General features: G+C 64.7%; 22 protein-coding genes and 1 tRNA gene. 10 read left to right on the plus strand and 13 right to left on the minus strand.

Annotated elements, in window-relative coordinates; translation table 11 throughout:
• Positions 1-37: 37 nt before the first annotated feature.
• From ilvN to ACN0RC_RS13440, 6 genes are all read right to left on the minus strand, one after another.
• On the minus strand, positions 38-547 hold the full coding sequence (ilvN, locus tag ACN0RC_RS13415; protein ID WP_417512426.1) for an acetolactate synthase small subunit: 510 nt from the start codon (positions 545-547) through the stop codon (positions 38-40).
• Between the two features lie 3 nt (positions 548-550).
• A complete protein-coding gene (locus tag ACN0RC_RS13420; RefSeq protein WP_417512427.1) occupies positions 551-2,353 on the minus strand; it encodes an acetolactate synthase large subunit in 1,803 nt (600 codons plus the stop codon).
• A 69-nt stretch (positions 2,354-2,422) separates the two neighbouring features.
• On the minus strand, positions 2,423-4,141 hold the full coding sequence (gene ilvD, locus ACN0RC_RS13425) for a dihydroxy-acid dehydratase (RefSeq protein WP_417512428.1): 1,719 nt from the start codon (positions 4,139-4,141) through the stop codon (positions 2,423-2,425).
• Between the two features lie 9 nt (positions 4,142-4,150).
• A complete protein-coding gene (otsB, locus tag ACN0RC_RS13430) occupies positions 4,151-4,948 on the minus strand; it encodes a trehalose-phosphatase (RefSeq protein WP_417512429.1) in 798 nt (265 codons plus the stop codon).
• Positions 4,949-4,961: 13 nt separating this feature from the next.
• Positions 4,962-6,374 carry an alpha,alpha-trehalose-phosphate synthase (UDP-forming) gene (locus ACN0RC_RS13435; protein ID WP_417512430.1) on the minus strand — a complete coding sequence of 471 codons (1,413 nt, stop codon included), beginning with the start codon at positions 6,372-6,374 and terminating at the stop codon, positions 4,962-4,964.
• A gap of 34 nt (positions 6,375-6,408) precedes the next feature.
• Positions 6,409-7,644, minus strand: coding sequence for an MFS transporter (locus ACN0RC_RS13440; RefSeq protein ID WP_417512431.1), 1,236 nt, complete (start codon positions 7,642-7,644; stop codon positions 6,409-6,411).
• Between the two features lie 141 nt (positions 7,645-7,785).
• Between ACN0RC_RS13440 and ACN0RC_RS13445 the strand changes: the two genes are divergently transcribed.
• On the plus strand, positions 7,786-8,082 hold the full coding sequence (locus ACN0RC_RS13445) for a hypothetical protein (protein ID WP_417512432.1): 297 nt from the start codon (positions 7,786-7,788) through the stop codon (positions 8,080-8,082).
• An 8-nt stretch (positions 8,083-8,090) separates the two neighbouring features.
• Here the strand turns inward: ACN0RC_RS13445 and ACN0RC_RS13450 are convergent, their stop codons facing one another.
• Genes ACN0RC_RS13450 through ACN0RC_RS13460 form a run of 3 tightly spaced genes read right to left on the minus strand, consistent with a single transcriptional unit; the run spans position 8,091 to position 10,698 of the window.
• Positions 8,091-9,269 carry an acetyl-CoA C-acetyltransferase gene (locus tag ACN0RC_RS13450; RefSeq protein WP_417512433.1) on the minus strand — a complete coding sequence of 393 codons (1,179 nt, stop codon included), beginning with the start codon at positions 9,267-9,269 and terminating at the stop codon, positions 8,091-8,093.
• Positions 9,266-9,919, minus strand: coding sequence for a 3-oxoacid CoA-transferase subunit B (locus ACN0RC_RS13455; protein WP_417512434.1), 654 nt, complete (start codon positions 9,917-9,919; stop codon positions 9,266-9,268). The genes ACN0RC_RS13450 and ACN0RC_RS13455 overlap by 4 nt, the downstream gene beginning before the upstream one ends.
• A 2-nt stretch (positions 9,920-9,921) precedes the next feature.
• Complete coding sequence (locus ACN0RC_RS13460) at positions 9,922-10,698, minus strand: CoA transferase subunit A (protein ID WP_417512435.1); 777 nt, start codon at positions 10,696-10,698, stop codon at positions 9,922-9,924.
• Positions 10,699-10,802: 104 nt separating this feature from the next.
• Here ACN0RC_RS13460 and ACN0RC_RS13465 point away from each other — a divergent pair, with 104 nt between their 5' ends.
• Positions 10,803-11,594 carry an IclR family transcriptional regulator gene (locus tag ACN0RC_RS13465; protein WP_417512436.1) on the plus strand — a complete coding sequence of 264 codons (792 nt, stop codon included), beginning with the start codon at positions 10,803-10,805 and terminating at the stop codon, positions 11,592-11,594.
• Between the two features lie 61 nt (positions 11,595-11,655).
• Positions 11,656-12,138 carry a YbaK/EbsC family protein gene (locus ACN0RC_RS13470; RefSeq protein ID WP_417512437.1) on the plus strand — a complete coding sequence of 161 codons (483 nt, stop codon included), beginning with the start codon at positions 11,656-11,658 and terminating at the stop codon, positions 12,136-12,138.
• Between the two features lie 76 nt (positions 12,139-12,214).
• Here the strand turns inward: ACN0RC_RS13470 and ACN0RC_RS13475 are convergent.
• Positions 12,215-12,286 (minus strand) — tRNA-Lys (locus tag ACN0RC_RS13475).
• Positions 12,287-12,391: 105 nt separating this feature from the next.
• Here ACN0RC_RS13475 and ACN0RC_RS13480 point away from each other — a divergent pair.
• Together ACN0RC_RS13480 and ACN0RC_RS13485 are read left to right on the plus strand one after the other, a co-directional pair.
• Positions 12,392-13,195, plus strand: coding sequence for an inositol monophosphatase family protein (locus ACN0RC_RS13480; protein WP_417512438.1), 804 nt, complete (start codon positions 12,392-12,394; stop codon positions 13,193-13,195).
• Between the two features lie 12 nt (positions 13,196-13,207).
• Positions 13,208-13,774 carry a hypothetical protein gene (locus tag ACN0RC_RS13485; protein WP_417512439.1) on the plus strand — a complete coding sequence of 189 codons (567 nt, stop codon included), beginning with the start codon at positions 13,208-13,210 and terminating at the stop codon, positions 13,772-13,774.
• Positions 13,775-13,839: 65 nt separating this feature from the next.
• Here the strand turns inward: ACN0RC_RS13485 and ACN0RC_RS13490 are convergent, their stop codons facing one another.
• Entirely contained in the window at positions 13,840-13,992 is a 153-nt protein-coding gene (locus tag ACN0RC_RS13490) for a hypothetical protein (RefSeq protein WP_417512440.1), read from the minus strand.
• 541 nt (positions 13,993-14,533) lie between these two features.
• On the opposite strand from ACN0RC_RS13490, the gene ACN0RC_RS13495 reads away from it, so the two are divergent.
• Complete coding sequence (locus ACN0RC_RS13495; protein WP_417512441.1) at positions 14,534-15,802, plus strand: IS256 family transposase; 1,269 nt, start codon at positions 14,534-14,536, stop codon at positions 15,800-15,802.
• A 73-nt stretch (positions 15,803-15,875) separates the two neighbouring features.
• Positions 15,876-16,133: a CFI-box-CTERM domain-containing protein gene (locus ACN0RC_RS13500; protein WP_417512486.1), complete on the plus strand. Its 258-nt coding sequence runs from the start codon at positions 15,876-15,878 to the stop codon at positions 16,131-16,133.
• 442 nt (positions 16,134-16,575) lie between these two features.
• On the opposite strand, the gene ACN0RC_RS13505 is transcribed toward ACN0RC_RS13500, so the two are convergent.
• A complete protein-coding gene (locus tag ACN0RC_RS13505; RefSeq protein ID WP_417512442.1) occupies positions 16,576-16,893 on the minus strand; it encodes a hypothetical protein in 318 nt (105 codons plus the stop codon).
• 85 nt (positions 16,894-16,978) lie between these two features.
• Positions 16,979-17,134, minus strand: a complete 156-nt coding sequence (locus ACN0RC_RS13510) for a hypothetical protein (protein ID WP_417512443.1) — start codon at positions 17,132-17,134, stop codon at positions 16,979-16,981.
• Between the two features lie 36 nt (positions 17,135-17,170).
• Here ACN0RC_RS13510 and ACN0RC_RS13515 point away from each other — a divergent pair, with 36 nt between their 5' ends.
• From ACN0RC_RS13515 to ACN0RC_RS13525, 3 genes are read left to right on the plus strand one after another with little or no spacing between them, the layout of a single operon-like run.
• On the plus strand, positions 17,171-17,905 hold the full coding sequence (locus ACN0RC_RS13515) for a hypothetical protein (protein WP_417512444.1): 735 nt from the start codon (positions 17,171-17,173) through the stop codon (positions 17,903-17,905).
• A 1-nt stretch (position 17,906) separates the two neighbouring features.
• On the plus strand, positions 17,907-18,524 hold the full coding sequence (locus ACN0RC_RS13520; RefSeq protein WP_417512445.1) for a M23 family metallopeptidase: 618 nt from the start codon (positions 17,907-17,909) through the stop codon (positions 18,522-18,524).
• Between the two features lie 17 nt (positions 18,525-18,541).
• Positions 18,542-18,829 carry a hypothetical protein gene (locus ACN0RC_RS13525; protein ID WP_417512446.1) on the plus strand — a complete coding sequence of 96 codons (288 nt, stop codon included), beginning with the start codon at positions 18,542-18,544 and terminating at the stop codon, positions 18,827-18,829.
• Positions 18,830-19,049 lie beyond the last annotated feature (220 nt).

Below are 19,049 nucleotides of genomic sequence, written 5' to 3' on the forward strand. Positions count from 1 at the left end.
GTTTCAGGACCAGCCGGTCCCTGAGCTTGTCGAAGGGTCAGCCGCGCAGCACGCGCTCAGTGATGCTCTTGCCACCGCGGCCGATGGCGAGAAGACCGGACTGCGCGATCTCCTTGATGCCGAACGGCTCGAGCGCGCGCAGCAGCGCATCGACCTTGCCGCGATCTCCGGTGACCTCGATCACCAGTGCATCAGAGGCGTAGTCGACGACCGACGCACGGAACAGGTTGACGACCTCGATCACGTTCGAGCGCGTCGCGTTGTCGGTGCGCACCTTCACCAGCACGTGCTGGCGCTGCACCGAACTCGCCGGCTCGAGCTCGACGATCTTGATGACGTTTATCAGCTTGTTCAGCTGCTTGGTCACCTGCTCGAGCGGCAGCTCTTCCACGTCGACGACCGCCGTGATGCGCGAGATCCCCGGCACCTCGGTGATACCGACCGCGAGCGATTCAATATTGAATCCGCGTCGTGCGAAGAGTCCTGCGACGCGCGTCAGCAGGCCTGGCGTGTCCTCGACGAGGAGGCTCAGCACGTGCTTCGACATGGTTCAGATCTCCTCATCGAACGCGGGGGCATGATCGCGTGCGTACTGAATGTAGTTGTTACTCAGACCCTGCTGGACCATCGGCCACACCATCGCATCGGCCGAGACGACGAAGTCGATCACGACAGGGCGATCATTGGTCTCAAGGGCCAATTTGATCGCGGCGTCGACGTCTTCTTCCTTCTCGACTCGGATCGCAAGGCAGCCGTATGCGTCGGCGAGCTTGACGAAGTCCGGGATCCGAACGGAGTTGTGTCCGGTGTTCAGGTCGGTGTTGGAGTACCGACTTCCATAGATGAGGGTCTGCCACTGGCGGACCATCCCCAGGGAGGAGTTGTTGATGATCGCAACTTTGATCGGGATGTTGTTGATCGCGCAGGTGGCGAGCTCCTGATTGGTCATCTGGAAGCAGCCGTCACCATCGATAGACCACACGACGCGATCGGGCTCTGCGACCTTGGCGCCCATGGCTGCAGGCACCGAATAGCCCATCGTCCCGGCGCCACCGGAGTTCAACCAGGCGTTGGGGCGCTCGTACTTGATGAACTGTGCGGCCCACATCTGGTGCTGTCCGACTCCGGCGGCGTAGATGCCCTCCGGTCCGGTCAGCTCTCCGATGCGCTGGATCACGTACTGCGGCGCGAGCAGACCGTCGCTGGGTTCCGAGTACCCGAGTGGGAACTCGTCGCGAAGTCCGTCGAGGTAGGACCACCAGTCCGAGATGTCGGGCTTGGTGGTGCCGACGGTTCCGCGGAACGCGGCATCCAGATCGGTGAGGACGTCGCGGACGTCGCCCACGATCGGCACATCGGCGTTGCGGATCTTGGAGATCTCGGCCGGGTCGATGTCGACGTGCACGACCTTGGCGTGCGGCGCGAACAGAGCGACCTTTCCGGTCACTCGGTCGTCGAAGCGCGCACCGAGCGAGACGATGAGGTCGGATTCCTGAAGCGCGAGCACCGCGGGAACCGTGCCGTGCATGCCGGGCATACCGAGGTGCTGCTCGTGGGAGTCGGGGAATGCACCCCGCGCCATCAGCGTGGTCACGACGGGAGCGCCTGTGGACTCGGCGAGTTCCTTCAGCTCAGCTGCCGCCCGCCCGCGAATGACGCCACCACCGACGTAGAGCACCGGCTTCTTCGCCTCGGCGAGAAGTGTGGCAGCGGCCTGGATCTGCTTGCCGTGCGCCTTCGTCACCGGACGGTAGCCCGGCAGATCAACCTTCGGCGGCCAGATGAACGGAGCGGTCTCCTGCTGTGCGTCCTTCGTGATGTCTACGAGCACGGGCCCAGGACGCCCAGTCGAGGCGATCTCGTACGCCGCAGCGATCGCACCGGGGATATCCGCTGCGTCCTTGACGAGGAACGAGTGCTTTGTGATGGGCATCGTGATACCGACGATGTCCGCCTCCTGGAAGGCGTCCGTGCCCATCAGACTCGAGAAAACCTGTCCGGTGATCGCAAGCAGCGGCACGGAGTCCATGTATGCGTCGGCGATCGCGGTGACCAGGTTGGTCGCGCCAGGCCCTGAGGTCGCAATGCACACACCCACCTTGCCCGATGCCGAGGCGTAGCCTTCTGCCGCGTGTCCTGCGCCCTGCTCATGACGCACGAGGATGTGACGCAGGTCTTTGGCGTCCATCAGCGGGTCGTAGACCGGGAGAATCGCACCTCCAGGGAGGCCGAACACGTCGGTCACTCCAAGGAGTTCCAGCGAACGGACGACAGCTTCTGCGCCGGTGAGCTCTGGGGCGGATGCCTTCGGGGACGGTGGCCGTGGAACGGCCGAAACAGAGTCAGCAGTCATGTCTTTCCTTGGTGATCTCAGATGTCGTCAGCGCTCGAGCCTGCAAGCAGTCGCGAGTCTGTCTCAGTGTCAGCCGGTCGTCGCGCCCTGCGCAGCCGAGCGCACGAGCTTCGAGTACTTGGCCAGAACGCCACGGGTATAGCGCGGGGGAAGCGGCTCCCAGCCAGAGCGGCGGGATGCGAGCTCTGCCTCATCGACGAGTAAGTCAAGAGTGCGAGCTGCGATATCGACCCGTATCAGATCACCATCGCGCACGAAGGCGATGGGACCTGCGTCCACCGCTTCGGGTGCTATGTGGCCGATGCACAGGCCGGTTGTGCCGCCTGAGAATCGTCCGTCAGTCAAGAGTAGTACATCTTTTCCGAGGCCCGCGCCCTTGATGGCCGCGGTGATCGCGAGCATCTCGCGCATGCCGGGTCCGCCCTTCGGACCCTCATAGCGGATGACGATGACCTCTCCGGCGTTGATCTCGCCGTTCGCGACGGCATCCATCGCGGCCCGCTCGCGTTCGAAGACGCGCGCCGGGCCCTCGAACACAGTGGCGTCGAAGCCGGCCGTCTTCACGACCGCGCCTTCCGGTGCGAGAGATCCGTGCAGGATCGTCAGGCCGCCAGTGGCGTGGATCGGGTTATCGAAGGTGTGGATGACCTCGCCGTCGATCGGCTGCGGGTCGAGGTCTGCGAGGTTCTCGGCCAGCGTCTTGCCGGTCACGGTGAGTGCGTCACCGTGCAGGAAGCCCTCGTCGAGCATGGCCTTCATGATGACGGGGATGCCGCCGTGACGGTCGACGTCATTCATGACGTACTGACCGAACGGTTTCATGTCGGCGACGTGCGGAACCTTGTCACCGATGCGGTTGAAGTCGTGCAGGTTCAGCTCGACGTCCGCCTCGCGGGCGATCGCGAGCAGGTGCAGCACGACGTTGGTCGATCCCCCGAGCGCCATCGCAAGGGCGATCGCGTTCTCGAACGCCTCCTTGGTCAGGATGTCGCGGGTGGTGATCCCCTGGCGAAGCAGGTTCACGACCGCCTCACCGGACCGGTGCGCGAAGTAGTCGCGACGGCGGTCGGCGGCGGGCGGTGCGGCAGAGCCGGGCAGGCTGAGGCCGAGTGCTTCCGCGACCGACGCCATGGTGTTGGCGGTGTACATGCCACCGCAAGCGCCCTCACCGGGGGCAATCGCGCACTCGATGCGCTTGAGGTCTTCTTCGCTCATGAGACCCGCACGGCACGCGCCAACGGCCTCGAAGGAGTCGATGATCGTGACGTCCTTCTCGGTGCCGTCCGAGAGCTTCACCCATCCGGGAGCGATGGAACCGGCGTACAGGAACACGCTGGAGAGGTCGAGGCGAGCACTGGCCATCAGCATGCCGGGGATCGACTTGTCGCAGCCGGCCAGCAGCACGCTGCCATCGAGGCGCTCAGCCATCATGACGGTCTCGACGGAGTCGGCGATGACCTCGCGCGACACCAGCGAGAAGTGCATGCCCTCATGGCCCATCGAGATGCCGTCAGACACCGAGATCGTGCCGAACTGCAACGGGTATCCGCCACCGGAGTGCACGCCTTCCTTGGCACCCTGCGCAAGGCGATCAAGGCTCAGGTTGCACGGCGTGATCTCGTTCCAGCTCGACGCGATACCGATCTGGGGCTTGTCCCAGTCCGCGTCGCCCATGCCGACGGCACGGAGCATTCCTCGCGAGGTCGTCGCCTCGATGCCGTCGGTGACGACTCGGCTTCGGGGCTTGATGTCTGGGGACGCGTGTGAAGAAGGATCTTGCGAGGCCATGACGGCAGTCTATTCCCGTACGGAGGAGCGTTCGGACGCGAGCACCTCCAGAAGAGCCGCGATGTCTTGTGGAGTGTCCACACGCAGCACAGCGGATGACTCGCCAGCTCCGACACGGACACCGAGATCCTTGGCGCCGAGCACCTGCATGGCATCTTCGTCGGTGACATCGTCGCCGGCGAACAGGATGCCGGTGGCATCGAAGTGTTCACGAAGGACAGTCATCGCCGCATCCTTGCCCTCCACGCGCGATGAGAACTCGAGAACGCGATGCCCCGCCCTACGACGCCAGTGCGGGAACCGCTCGGCCACGAGCGCATCGACTTCGGCGAAAGCCGCAGCCTCCGCTTCGGGCGTCGCACGGCGGGTATGGATCCCCATGCCGAACGTCTTCGGCTCCAGCTGCGCGCCCTCGTGGCGATCGACGATGGGCTGAGCCGCTGCCCACAGGCTTTCGCGGGCGCCGTCCTCCACCAGTGCGTCCGCGATGTCGGCCTCTCCGCGGCCAGGGAACCAGTACTGCGCGCCGTGCGATCCCGCCAGAGCGATAGCGGAGTCATCGGTGTGCTCGGCGATCACTCGCAGATCATTCATGCTGCGCCCTGAGACGTAGGCGACGAAGGTGTCTGGCAGCGCCGCCAACCGCTCGACCTGGATCTTCACCTCGGGCAGTGCGCGTGCCGCCATCGGGTCGAGCACGAGCGGAGATGCCGTGCCGTCGAAATCCAAAGCGACGACCAGTCGTTCTGTGCGTGCGATCGCGGTCAGAGCCTCGTCAGCAGTTTCACGGTTCCAGGAGCGTGTCATTTCATCTCTTCTCTCACGCGTGCCGCGCGTGCACTTCGGCGAGGGCCTTGATGAATGAGGACGACCACGCATTCACATCGTGCTCGAGCACGCGCTTGCGAAGCGGACGCATACGTCGGCCCTGCTCCCCCGGTGTCATCTCGACGGCCGCCATGATCGCATCCTTCAGCCCCTCGATGTCATGCGGGTTCACTCGGACTGCCCGGCGCAGCTCGTCTGCTGCCCCCGTGAACTCACTGAGCACCAGAACTCCGCGGTTATCGGCTCTCGTGGCGATGTACTCCTTGGCGACGAGGTTCATCCCGTCACGCAGCGCCGTGACGAGCATCACATCGGCTGCGAGATAGAGGGCCACCATCTCTTCGCGGGGGAATCCCTGATGCAGGTACCTGATCGCGCTGTGCCCCATCGTGTCGGTGTCGCCATTGATCCGGCTCACCGCGAGCTCGATCTCGTCGCGCAGGTGCACGTAGGCGTCGACGCGCTCACGGCTCGGGCTGGCCACCTGGATGAGCGTCACGTCCTCGACGTGGAGGCGCCCCTCGGCGAGGAGCTCGCCGTACGCCTTGATGCGATGGCGGATGCCCTTGGTGTAATCGAGCCGGTCGACGCCGAGCAGGATGCGCTTCGGGTTGCCCAGGCTCTCGCGGATCTCGGCTGCGCGAGCGCGCACTTCGGGCTTCTCGATGAGCTCGAGATACGGCGAGGTGTCGATCGAGATCGGGAAGGCCTTGGCGAGCACGGGCCGCGAGCGGCTCTCGCCGGGGACGGTGACGATGGATCCTTTGACCTCGTGCTGCAGCCGCCGCCGCACAGCAGTGAGGAAGTTGACCGCGTCCTGAGCCCGCTGGAAGCCGATCACGTCGGCGCCGAGCAGGCCGCGCAGCACCTGGTCGCGCCACGGCAGCTGGGCGTACAGGCCGTGTGCGGGGAAGGGGATGTGGTGGAAGTAGCCGATCGTCACATCGGGTCGCAGTGCGCGCACCATCTCAGGCACGAGCTGGAGCTGATAGTCGTGCACCCAGACCGTGCCGTGCTCTGCCACGACTGCCGCTGCGGCTTCGGCGAAGCGGCGGTTCACTGTGACGTAGGCATCCCACCACTCGCGGTGGTACTGGGGAGGGGCGATCACATCGTGGTACAGCGGCCAGATCGTGTCGTTCGCGAAGCCCTCGTAGTACTCGGCGACTTCCTCTTCGCTGAGCACGATCGGAATGAGCCGGATGCCGTCCTCGACGAACGGCTCGAGCTCGAGGTCGGCCTGCCCGGCCCACCCCACCCACGCGCCGTCCACGTTCTGCATCACTGGTTCAAGAGCTGCGACCAGGCCTCCCGGGGACGTGCGCCAGATCTCTTCGCCGTGCTCCCCGACCACTCTGTCGACCGGAAGCCTGTTTGCGACGACGACGAATTCTGCGGTGTCCATGGGAGCTCCTCGCTGCCGGTGATGAACCCCCAGGCTATCGACTGCGGGCGCGAGTGCGACTAGCGAACCAGTTCAGGACGCCAGCAAGGAGCACGATCGCCGCCGAAGCGATGGGCAGAAGCAGCGACGCCTGCGTACCGAGGCTCTGCGCGATCTCACCGGTGACAGCGGATCCGATCGACTGCCCGACGATGACGCCTGAGCCGAGCATCGTCATCACTGTCGCCGATCGACCGAGCGGACTGCGCGCGGCCCCGAAGCTGTACTGCGTCACGAGGGTGGGTCCGATCCCGATGCCCATCGCGGCCAGAGCCCATGCCATCGTGACCGGTGAGTCGGCGAACGGAAGCAGGAACGACGCTGCCAGAAGGATGCCGGAGAACACCAGCCAACGCGCGCGCAGTGAGAACCGCGGCGGAAGCCAGGCGACACCGAGCGCGAGGAGTGCCGATCCGACACCCATGACCCCATAGAGGAGGCCTGCTTCTTCCGGCGCACCACGATCAGCCATGAACGCCGTCAACGACGTGAGCATCGCGCCGAAGAAGAGACCGACACCGAGGATTCCGATCACAACGATGAGCAGACTCGGCCGAAGCAGTTCTGAGGCCGCGGAGGGCGCACGACCGTCGTCGTCGCGGTCGGATGAGACATGGCGGCCGCTCGGATGCAGGGCGAAGGCCCCCACGAAGATGAGCGTGAGCGCTGCAGCACCGATCAGCGGAGCCCAGGGGGCAATCAGAGAGCCGATGATTCCCACGAGGAACGGACCGAAGACGAATACGGTCTCATCCGCGGCGGACTCGTACGACATCGTGCCGGAGAGAACGCGACTGCGGCTGTCCTCCGGTATCTGCTCGTTGATGATCGCCACGAGCCGAGAACGCGACATCGGCGCCACCTGAGGGGCGGATGCTCCGATTCCCACCGCTGTCACCAGCACGAGAGCGTCTGCCGACGGGCTGTAGACCACCAGCGCGAAGACGACCAGCATCACGCTGTTGACGATCGCGAGGATGACGAGCACAGGACGTTGACCGAACCGATCTGCGGCAGCCCCGAGGAGCGGACCGAAGCACGCTGTGCCGAGCCCGACGGCAGCGGAGGTCAGTCCGCCGAGCGATAACGATCCGCGTGCGGAGACGACGACAGTAAGAACACCGACGACCATCATCGCGAAGGGGAGTCGCGCAACGAAGGCGATCAGAAAGTAAGGGAGGCCGGCTCGCCGAAGGAGACTCGCCGAAACGGGTGCGTGTGTCTGGATCATGACTCTCGCGCGTTCGAAGACGCGGGATCAGGTGTCGCCGCTCTCCGTCAGGATGCCGACGGCCGGTAGATACACAGCTTCAAGCGCTCACGCGCCGGAGTCATTCTACCCGGGACACCCGAGCGCGGGTAGGTTGGTGCCATGCGCTACCTCTTCAGCACCGGACTCGTCGCAGCGATCTCCGCAGGAGTTTCACTGCTGCGCGGCACGCGCGATGAACCGATCACCTGGCGCGCTGCGCTCTCATGGGTGAGCTGGGGCATCACTCTCTCCCTCGCGATCGGCGCTGTCGTCGACATGCGGCGCGAGCGGACCGGGCAGCTCGTCGATGCCGACTCGCCGCAATCGGTCAAGAAGGCGAAGAAGGCTCAGCGACTTCAGTTCCGGTCGCAGAAGGCGCTCGCCGATGCCCAAGGGCACGCCAAGAGCCGCCGCTGACCGCAAGCTCAGCGGGTGAGGATGAGCGCCTCGCCCTGACCGCCGCCTCCGCAGAGCCCGACGGCCACGGTTCCGCTCCCCCGCCGTGCGAGTTCGTGCGCCATGTGCACAACGAGCCGGTTTCCGGAGACCCCGATCGGGTGCCCCATCGCGATGCCGCCACCGTGGATATTCACGATGTCGCTGCAAACACCGAGCTCAGTCTGCGAGCGTGCGACGACCGCACCGAAGGCTTCGTTGATCTCGACCAGGTCGAGATCGGCCGCAGTGAGACCCTGCTTGTCGAGTGCTCGTGCAATGGCCTGAGCAGGCTGGGCCTGCAACGAGTTGTCAGGTCCGGCGGTCTGACCGCTCGCGCCGATCGTGACGAGAACCGGCCACCCCTGCGCCTCGGCGTTCTCTCGGGTCGTGACGACGACAGCGGATGCGCCGTCAGAGATTTGTGAAGAGTTGCCCGCAGTGATCGATCCGCCGTCGGCGAAAGCTGCGCGCAGCCTGCTGAGCGTGTCGACAGTCGTCTCAGGGCGCACGCCCTCGTCTCGGGTGACCACGATCGGCTCACCGCGCCGCTGCGGCACCTCGACGGTGACGATCTCGTCATCGAACACGCCGGCATCCATCGCTGCGGCCGCACGCTGGTGAGAGAGTGCGGCGACCTCGTCCTGCGCCTCGCGCGTGAGCTCGAAGCGCTCGTTGTGGCGCTCGGTGGAGGCGCCCATGCTCTCGTTGTCATAGGCGTCGGTGAGGCCGTCGAAGGCCATGTGGTCAAGCACCTCTACGCTTCCGTAGGTCCAGCCATCGCGCGAGCCCATCAGCAGGTGCGGGGCACGGGTCATGGATTCCATGCCTGCCGCGACCACCGTCGTGGCATCCCCTGTTCGGATCATGCGTGCCGCATCGATGATTGCGGTGAGGCCTGACAGGCAGACCTTGTTCACTGAGTGAGCGGGTACGTCCCAGCCAATACCGGCGCCGATCGATGCCTGACGAGCGGCGTTCTGGCCGGAACCGGCCGCGAGCACCTGCCCGACGATCACCGCATCGATCGCGGATGGGTCGATGGAAGCCTGCGCCAAAGCGCCCTTGATAGCGAAGGACCCGAGCTGCGGAGCGGTGAACGAGGCGAGCTGACCTTTCAAGCGGCCCTGCGGTGTGCGCGCGGCCGCAACGATGACGATGTCACTCATGAGAGCTCCTTCAGTTCTTCAGACACGGTGAGCGGCGGCTCTGTCGCGTCGATGACGTCCTGCACGCTCACGCCCGGCGCGGTCTCGACCAGCACCAGGCCGGAATCGGTCACATCGATGACGGCGAGATCAGTGATGATGCGGTGCGCGACTCCCCTGCCGGTGAGAGGAAGGGAGCACTCGTTCACGATCTTCGGCGAACCGTCCTTCGCGACGTGCTCCATGAGGATGATGAGGCGCCCGGCACCGTGGACGAGGTCCATGGCGCCGCCCGGGCCCTTGACCATCTTTCCCGGGATCATCCAGTTCGCGAGGTCGCCGGTGGCAGATACCTGCATGGCTCCGAGGATCGCCGCGTCGATCTTGCCGCCGCGGATCATGCCGAAGCTCGTGGCCGAGTCGAAGAACGCCGTACCAGGAAGCGTCGTGACGGTCTCCTTGCCGGCGTTGATCAGGTCGGGATCAACCGCGTCTTCGGTCGGATAGGGTCCGACGCCGAGGATGCCGTTCTCAGACTGCAGAACCACGGTGACGCCCTCGGGGACGTAATTGGGAACGAGCGTCGGAAGACCGATGCCGAGGTTGACGTAGGAGCCGTCGGTGAGCTCCGCGGCCGCCCGTGCGGCCATCTGCTGGCGGGTGAGTGCCATGATCAGGCTCCTTCGCTCTCGGTGACGGTGCGACGCTCGATGCGCTTCTCGATGTCGGTTCCCACTTCGATGATGCGGTGCACGAACACGCCGGGCAGGTGCACGCTGTCCGGATCGATCTCGCCGGGTTCGACGAGCTTCTCGACTTGGGCGATGCAGACCCGCCCCGCCATAGCGGCAAGCGGGTTGAAGTTGCGCGCGGCCTTGTTGAAGACAAGGTTGCCGTGTCGGTCTCCGACCGCGGCGTGCACGAGCGAGTAGTCGGTCGCGATCGCCTCTTCGAGGACGAAGTCCTTCTCCACGCCGTCGATCTCGAACGACCGCACGTCTTTCACAGGCGATGCCACAGCGATCGAGCCATCCGCGTTGTAGCGGCGCGGCAGACCGCCCTCGGCGACCTGCGTGCCGACACCCGTCTGGGTGAAGAACGCGGCGATTCCAGAACCGCCGGCACGCAGCTTCTCGGCGAGAGTGCCCTGAGGCGTCAGCTCCAGCTCGAGTTCGCCCGAGAGGAACTGCCGTTCGAACTCCTTGTTCTCGCCGACGTACGACGAGGTCATCTTGCGGATGCGCTGCGCGTTGAGCAGGATCCCGAGGCCCCAGTCGTCCACGCCGCAGTTGTTGCTGACGACGCTGAGGTTCGTGGTCCCCTGAGCGAGAAGCGCTTCGATGAGCGCGATCGGGTTGCCGGAGAGACCGAACCCTCCGACTGCCAGGGACGCGCCGTCCGGGATATCTGCGACGGCTTCGGCAGCCGAGGCCCATTGCTTGTCGATCACGCAGCACTCCTTCGTGTGAGGTCTTCTTCCAGCATCCGCCTTCGCGTGTTTCGGGTCGAACCCGGTCTTGCGATATGGGCGAATCGCCGACTAGTGTCCACATTATGGACACCCCCGATCGTACGGTGCCCGGCGCGCAGGCCGTGGCGCGTGCCGCCCGCCTGCTGCGACTGGTGACCTCCAGCGGCGAGGAGGGCGCAACAGTGCAGTCCCTTGCGCGGTCCGCCGATCTCTCCCGATCGACCGCGCATCGACTGCTGAGCGCGCTGCGCGCCGAAGGACTCGTCGATCGCGACGAGGAAACTGCCCGATGGATGCCGGGACCGGAGCTGTTCCTCATGGGATCAGTGGCCGCAGCCCGTTACGACGTCACTGCACTCGCACGCGATATCGTCCGTTCGCTGGCTGTGAAGACCGAGGAGAGCGCATTCCTCTCGGTGCGCCGCGCCGACGAGACGGTCTGCCTGCTGCGCGAGGAAGGATCGTTCCCGATCCGCTCCTTCGTGCTGAGCGAAGGAGTGCGCTTCCCCCTCGGTGTTGCAAGCGCAGGGCTCGCCATCCTGTCTTTCCTCCCTGACCACGATGTGGATGCATACCTGGAACGCCACCCAGAGCTCAGCGAACGCTGGGGACGCACGCACGGGCTCTCTCCGCTGCGCCGACGACTGGCCGAGACGAAGGAACGCGGCTACGCCGTGAATCCCGGTCTCATTGTGAACGGCAGCTGGGGCATGGGGGCCGCGGTGTTCGACCGTGCGGGACGGCCGGAATGGGCGTTGAGCCTGACGGGGGTTGAGTTCCGATTCGGCCCTGATCGCCTGGCGGACCTAGGACGCACCCTCCTGGCGCACGCCCATCAGCTGTCCTCTCGCATCAGCAGCCGCACCGCCCACTGAGCACGGCTCAGATCACCTGGTGATGACGCGACCCGTTCCACGGGATTGCTACCGTGAGCAGATGAGCGAGAGCATCCCCCTCCCCGAACGCAGTCGCATCGTCAAACAGCACCTGGAGTCCGCTGGCATCGAGCCGAAGATCCGCGTACTTCCTGATTCCGCACGCACCGCCGCGGAAGCCGCTTCTGCCATCGGCTGCGATGTGGCAGCAATCGCCAACAGCCTGGTGCTTCTCGCTGACGGGGATCCGGTTGTCGTGATGACTAGCGGAGGACACCGAGCAGACTTCGCCGTGGTCGCGGCATCCATCGGAGCAGACCACGTGGAGATGGCACCAGCATCCGTCGTGCGGCAGGCGACGGGGCAGGCGATCGGCGGCGTCGCACCAGTGGGTCACCCCGCGCCTCTGCGGGCATTCGTCGATGAGCAGCTGCGCGCTTTCGATGAGATCTGGGCAGCGGCGGGCCACCCGCACACGGTGATGCCGCTGACCTTCGAGACGCTGCAGAAGATCACCGGCGGCCAGGTCATCGCCGTCGCTTGAGCGGTCGCCCGCGCGGTCTCACCTCAGAAGCAGAAAAGCCTCAGAACACTGGCGAGAGTGTTCTGAGGCTGATCCGTGCGCCCCCCCGGGCTCGAACCGGGAACCCATTGATTAAGAGTCAATTGCTCTGCCATTGAGCTAGAGGCGCTTGGCCCGGGAGAACCCCGGCCGAGGAATTACATTACCAGCTTCTCCAGCGCATGCGAAATCGAGGCCGCATCCGCGTCGGCATCCCCCCGACTATCCTGAGAACGTGACCGAAACACCCGCCGACACCGATTTCTCTGCCGATCTCGCGCTCGCACTCCGGCTTGCGGATGCCGCCGATTCCGAGTCGCTTCCGCGCTTCGACGCGAGCGACCTGCAGATCTCGACGAAGGCCGACCGCTCGCACGTGACAGATGCGGATCTCGCGACCGAACGCGCCCTGCGGTCCGTTCTTGCGGAGGAGCGACCCTCCGACGGCATCTTCGGCGAAGAGTTCGGCCTCGAGGGCGATGCGCGACGCCAATGGATCATCGATCCGATCGACGGCACCGCGAACTTCATGCGTGGCGTACCTCTCTGGGGCACGATGATCTCGCTCGCCGTCGACGGCGTGCCACAGGTCGGCGTGGTCAGCATGCCGGCTCTCGGACGCCGCTGGTGGGCGTCCACGGGAGCCGGTGCGTGGACTGCCGCGCACTCTGGCCCTCGTCGCCTCGAGACGTCCGCCGTCGCATCGCTGGACGATGCCGCGGTCAGTTTTCAGAGCATCACGCAGTGGGCGGATGCCGGGCATCTCCCCGATCTCCTCCGTGTCGCCGATCGCGTGTGGCGCGACCGCGCCTACGGCGACGTGTACAGCTACATGCTGCTCGCTGAAGGACGACTCGAGATGGTCGCGGAGTTCGACGTCAAGGAGTACGACATCGCAGCTGCCGTACCGATCGTGCGCGAAGCCGGCGGCATGTTCACCTCGTTCGACGGGGCCGACAGCATCTCAGAACGATCGGCACTGGCGACCAACGGCATCCTGCACGGCGAGTTCCTCACCCTCACACACGCAAACGACTGATCCGGAGATCCGATGAACAGCCGCATCCCGACCGCTCTCAGTGCTCTCGCACTCGGTCTCGCGCTCACCGCGTGCGCCGCGGAGGCCGCACCTGCTCCCGAGACACCGGCACCGAGTGCCTCAACCCCCGCTCCGACGGCATCCCCCGCCCCCGTCAAAACCGAGGCTGTGAACGAGCCGGCCGCCGAGGCGACCTGCGAGACTCTCATCGCACCGAGCACCATCGAGATCTTCGACACGCACGGATGGACGTTCAAGGAGCGCGAATTCCGAATCGGCGGCGAGGTGGTCGAGGGCGGACTGGAGTGCGTCTGGGGCGACTACACCGTCGCATCCGATCATGTTCAGGTCTTCGGCTGGGCACCATTGGCAGCATCCGAATCCGCGGCGATGCAGCAGAAGCTGCTGACAGAAGGATGGACCCGCGTCGACGAGGGCGATCACCACTACATCACCGAGGATCCGGCATACTCGATCGCGGTCGATGAGGCAGGCTTCGGTATGACCTACGAGTTCGGGGACGGCTGGGTGACGCTCGCCGATACGAAACAGGGGCTGATCCTGATCACCCATCCGTGAGGTGACGAAGACCCTCGCGTTCAGGGGAGCTCCGAACGCGAGGGTCTGTTCACTCGAGCGTCAACTCAACCGCCAGACGGGTTCTCCAAAGGCTTACCCTCATCGTCGGTGGTCTCCCGCTCGAGAACCTCATCCGCATCTTCAGGCGCTCCTCCGGAAGCATTGTCCGCTTCTTCGTTGGGACCCGGGGTGCCGTGAGTGTTCTGTGGATCGCTCATCACATCTCCTCTGCTCGTTCGGGCGAGCGTATGCCCACCGCCCATCGGCCTGTGAGGGGGTTGACGCGCAATCCCCGGGCGGGGACACTGTCCGCGCTACGGAGCAGAGCACGGGAGTCGAGCCCAAGAAGAAACCCCCGCGATCCTTACTCTCGTAAGGGATCGCGGGGGTTATCCACAGTGACAGCGGGTGGTGGAGCTGGGGGGAATCGAACTATGCCAGGCGCCCGCACAATTCCGGCCCCATTGCGCAACATTCACGGAATGATCAGCTTCTCAGCTGAATTCACAACTGTTCCAGCCTACTGAGTCGAGTTCGTACGGACTGGTTCCGCTCAGATGTGGGCAAAATGTGGGCAAATAAAGCGCTATCGCCACGACGCCAGGTTCACCCGCGTCACGAGCAGCGAGACACCAAGTCAGCCGGGTGCGTCTCGTAGTGTGGTGTCACTTCCTGCGGGGTTCTCGTCGGCGTAGATGATGAGGGGCCATCGTGGGATGACCAGTTGTTTCCGGCAAGAAGCAAAGAAGAGATCCCACGATGACCCACAACCAGTCTGCCTTGACGACCCTGATCGGTGAAGTCCTCGCTGATCCCGACCTCGCCCACTCCGACGTGTTCCGTCGGATGCTGCAGGCCGGGCTGCAGGATCTGATCAACGCGGAAGCGACCGTGAAGATCGGCGCGGCACCGCACGAGCGCACCCCGGAGCGGACCACCCGTCGCAACGGCACCCGCCCGAAGACGCTCGCGACCCCGGCCGGGGAGGTCGACCTGGCCATCCCGAAGCTGCGGGAGGGATCATTCTTCCCCTCGCTGCTGCACCCGCGGAGGCGGGTCGACAAGGCCCTCTACACGGTGATCTGCCAAGCCTGGATCGACGGGGTCTCCACCCGCAAGGTCGACCAGCTCGTCCGCGCGTTGGGCAACGACACCGGCATCTCGAGGTCCACGGTGTCGAGGATCTGCGGCGAGATCGACGAGGCCGTGCACGAGTTCCTTTCCCGCCGGATCGATCACACCTGGTTCCCGTATCTGTTTCTGGACGCTACCTACCTCGACGTCCGGGTTCGCGGTCGGGTGGTCTCCCAAGCCCTCGTCGTCGCCACCGGCGTGAGCGGGGAAGGGCGGCGGGAGATCCTCGGGATGGCGCTGGGCGACGCGGAGACCACCGACTTCTGGACCGAGTTCCTCCGCGGGCTCCGTGACCGCGGGCTGAAGATCGCGACCGACACTGATCCGCTGGGCGTGACCCTGGCCACCAGCGACGCGCACGCCGGCATCAAAGCCGCCGTCAAAGCGATCCTGCCCGGATCCGGCTGGCAGCGCTGCCGAGTGCACTTCGCTCGCAACGTCACCCAGCGGCTCGGCTCCGCCCGTTCCAAGCCCGTCAACGCGCTGATCTCCACGATCTTCGCGCAAACCACCCCGGAAGCTGTGATCGGCCAGTATCACCAAGTCGCCGACAGCCTCAGGGGCTCGTTCCCCGAGATCGCCGCCATGCTCGAGGCCGCCGAACCCGACCTCACCGGCTTCGCCACGCTGCCCCGCGAGCACTGGCAGAAGGTCTGGTCTAACAACCCCATCGAACGGTTGAACCGGGAGATCAAACGCCGCGCGGACGTCGTCCAGATCTTCCCCGACCGTGACTCCGTGACACGTCTGATCGGCGCCGTCTTGCAAGAGCAGCACGAGGAATGGACCTACGGCGAACGCCGCTACTTCTCCGACGTCTCCATGCGCAAACTCGTCCACAGCCTCCACGACCACACCGAGCCCGCCCGCCCCGAGCTTCTCCTGACCGCCTGACCATCACCCATCAACGGAACAACCGGAGTGACACCACTCAACGGGACTTGACCAGTCAGCCGGCCTTTGCTACATCGCAACGGCCGTATACGGTTCCTACGACGCGGCAGAGGTTCTCGTCCTTCGCAAGTTTAGGGATGAACGTCTGAACTCGACTGCTCCCGGCAGGCTACTTGTCCGCATCTATTATTCGCTCAGCCCTCGCATCGCAGGCGCGTTCCGAGAACGACGCGTCGTAAATAGAACCGCGAAGCACATACTCGATCGGATCGTCGGAGGGCTACGGGTTCGTCATCAAGCACAGGAGCACGAGCGGCGATCACGCACCTGAGCCATCGCTAACGATCGAGTCTCCCCGCGACACTCGGCGTGTGTCCGCCGCTCATGAGCATCCAGCGCCCCGACATGGACACCGAAATCCTTCGCTATCTGCGCGAGAGTGACCTCCGGATCACGCTGCTGCGCGACACGGACCACGTCATCGTGAAACTCCCTGGGAAACGACCTTGGCATGATGACATCCTTCCAGGCCAGCCCTCCGGGCTAGCCAACTCAGCTGTCACCTATCCGTGCAGCAGTCCCGTGATCGGCGGTGGGTTCCACGTCATGCGGCTCAGTGTACCGACGCCCCAGCACGTCCACATAGACCCGGCACGGCTGGCAGTACCACCACGCGGCGCGGGGCTGCATAGGCCCAAGGCAGTCGGGGCAGTTCGGGGTATCTAGCTCATCCATCGGTAGTACCTTTTCGCAATTGTGTGCGGGAAGTACAGCTAGATCTCCCCGATCTCCTGCCCCAGCCGCAGATAGATCTCCGTGACCGCCTCATCGTTGATGCGATACACGACCCACTCTCCGCGCTTGCGCTCACCACGGGGAGGATCGGCAAGAAGTAGGCCTGCCGCTTCAAGCTCGCCGAGGTAGGGAACCAGCGTCGAGTGCGGCACCTGTAGCGCATCAGCGACGGCTTTACGCCCAACGTTGGGTGTCTTGCGGAGTTGGCGAATGACGCCAGCCATCACACGGTTGCCCAGAATCGCGAGGGGGCCTTCGGCTCCGTCGCCGTCAACAGGTCGCGCGTACTTTGGCATCTTCCCATTCTGCTCGTCAGCGCACAGCGCGTCCAGGAAACCGCACCGATTAACCATTTACTTGTGAAGTGAACGGGTGTACCGTTCAGATCATGATCAGGGCAACGAAGCCGAATCCGCTCCATTCCACGGGGCGTTCTGCGAGCTTGTCCCCCAAATGGCCTACAGACGTCGCGAACCGGATTGCGATATCGTCCACTTCGTCACTGCGGCGCATGCCGGGGCAGTGCAGACCGCGCATCACCGCCATCCTGACGGCTCGGGAGGGCTGACCATCGTGGCCAGGGAACGGAAGCACGGACGTGGTCCACTGTGGGCGTGGACGGGCGGCGGCGTGCTGGTCGCCGGAGTCGTGGCGATCATCATCAGTTCGTTTGTGAACTCTCAAGGCCCAACATCCACGCCACCTGAGACAGTAAAGCGACCTGCGTCTGCATCCGCTCCACCCGCTGAGGCAACCTCGGAGGTCGTCGATCCGTCGGTCGCCGATCGCGGATGGGTTCCGGAACCCATCACCACCGATGCCGACGCGTACATCCGCGATGCCCTCGAAGCAGCAGCAACATTCGACCCGCAGCTCAGCGATCGCGACGCATGGCTGACGTACCTGGACACTTGGTTCACTCCCGATACCCGATACACGTCGGAGTCCGACCAACGAGATGCGATGGCAACGGCCCAGCTGGAATTGCGCCAGTCGATCGTGCTTCCGGAGAACGATTGGACATCGCTCGGGAGCGAGAAGGGACGCGTCATTGCCACAGTGAACGGCGAGATCGACTACGTCCCGGTGTTGGAGGACCCGGCCGGGCAAATGAAGATCGGCACAGCCGACGTCGTCCTCACTTTCACTCGCGTCGATGGCGACGGCACCGAGCACTCGTACGACGAACAGGTGCGGGTGAGCGTTCAAGTGCTGTGTGGTGGCGAGTCGGTCCCCACTCCGAACAGCGATCAACAGCCCGGAGATTGCAAGGTCGTCCGTTACTTCCCGGAGCCGATGGAGCCCTGACGTGGGCGCACCGGTACTGGCTATTCCGGCCCTCGCGACGTCGAGGACCGGCCGCCGGATCGTGGTCGCCTTCTTCAGCACCGTCGCGCTCGTCGCATTGGTGGCGTTCGCGCCACTGATCGCCATTCCCCTGGCGCTGGCGGGCTACTCGCTGCCGACAGTGCAGACCACTCTTCCCGGTCCCGCACCTGTGGCGAGCGGCGACTGGGGATACCCCCTCGCCGGCGAATATTCCAAGGGCCGGGGTTTCGGCTACAACCCCATCGACGGCTGCAGCTACTGCTCGAGCGACCACGAAGGCTACGACATGGCACAGGGGTGCGGAAGCACCATCTATGCCGCTGGCGGTGGCGTGGTGATCGTGTCTGGAGAGCATTACGGCTACGGCAATACCGTCCGGATCGACCACGGATCCGGCGTTGAAACCCTCTACGGGCACATGCAATGGGGCTCACTCCGCGTCGCCGTCGGTGAACACATCGCCGCGGGAACGCCGCTCGGCGCGGAAGGCAACACTGGCAACTCGTTCGGATGCCATCTGCATTACGAGGTCCGCAGGGACGGTGTCGCCATCGACGCAGAACCATTCATGGCCGCTCTCGGCCTACCACTGAAGTGATCCAGAAGGAGAAGACCATGAAACTGCCAGCCGACGTCACCATCCCGGACATCAGTCCGGACTTCTCAGCTCCGTTCTTCCAAGGCTTCCAAGTCCTCGCGTCCTACATTCTCGCCGGCGCCATGATCGTGGTATTCATCATGTTGATCATCGCTGGTGCGGCACTCGCGTTTCGCGGCTTGGCGTCAGATCGTGTACGAACGTGGGCCGGAGAGAACATCCTCTGGATCTTCATCGCCGCCGCGGTGCTGGGCGCAGCGAGCGGCCTGTTCGCCTGGTTTGTGAACTTCGACTTCGGCTTCTGATGCACATTGTTCGTACTGTCCTGGCCGGAGTCCTCCTCGGACTCCTCGCTGCACTGTGCGTGATGACGCCTGCGGGTGCCACATCCGGACAAGTGGCCGCCGCTGTGCAGCCGCGTACTCAGCTGGACCCCGTGAACAATGAGCCATGGTCAGCTCCAGCATTCCCAGTGCGCTGCAATCAATCCGCAGGGCAGGTAGCGTGCACTCCGACTAACGCCCA

It is taken from the genome of Microbacterium sp., from assembly GCF_048259935.1.
Lineage (GTDB): Bacteria > Actinomycetota > Actinomycetes > Actinomycetales > Microbacteriaceae > Microbacterium.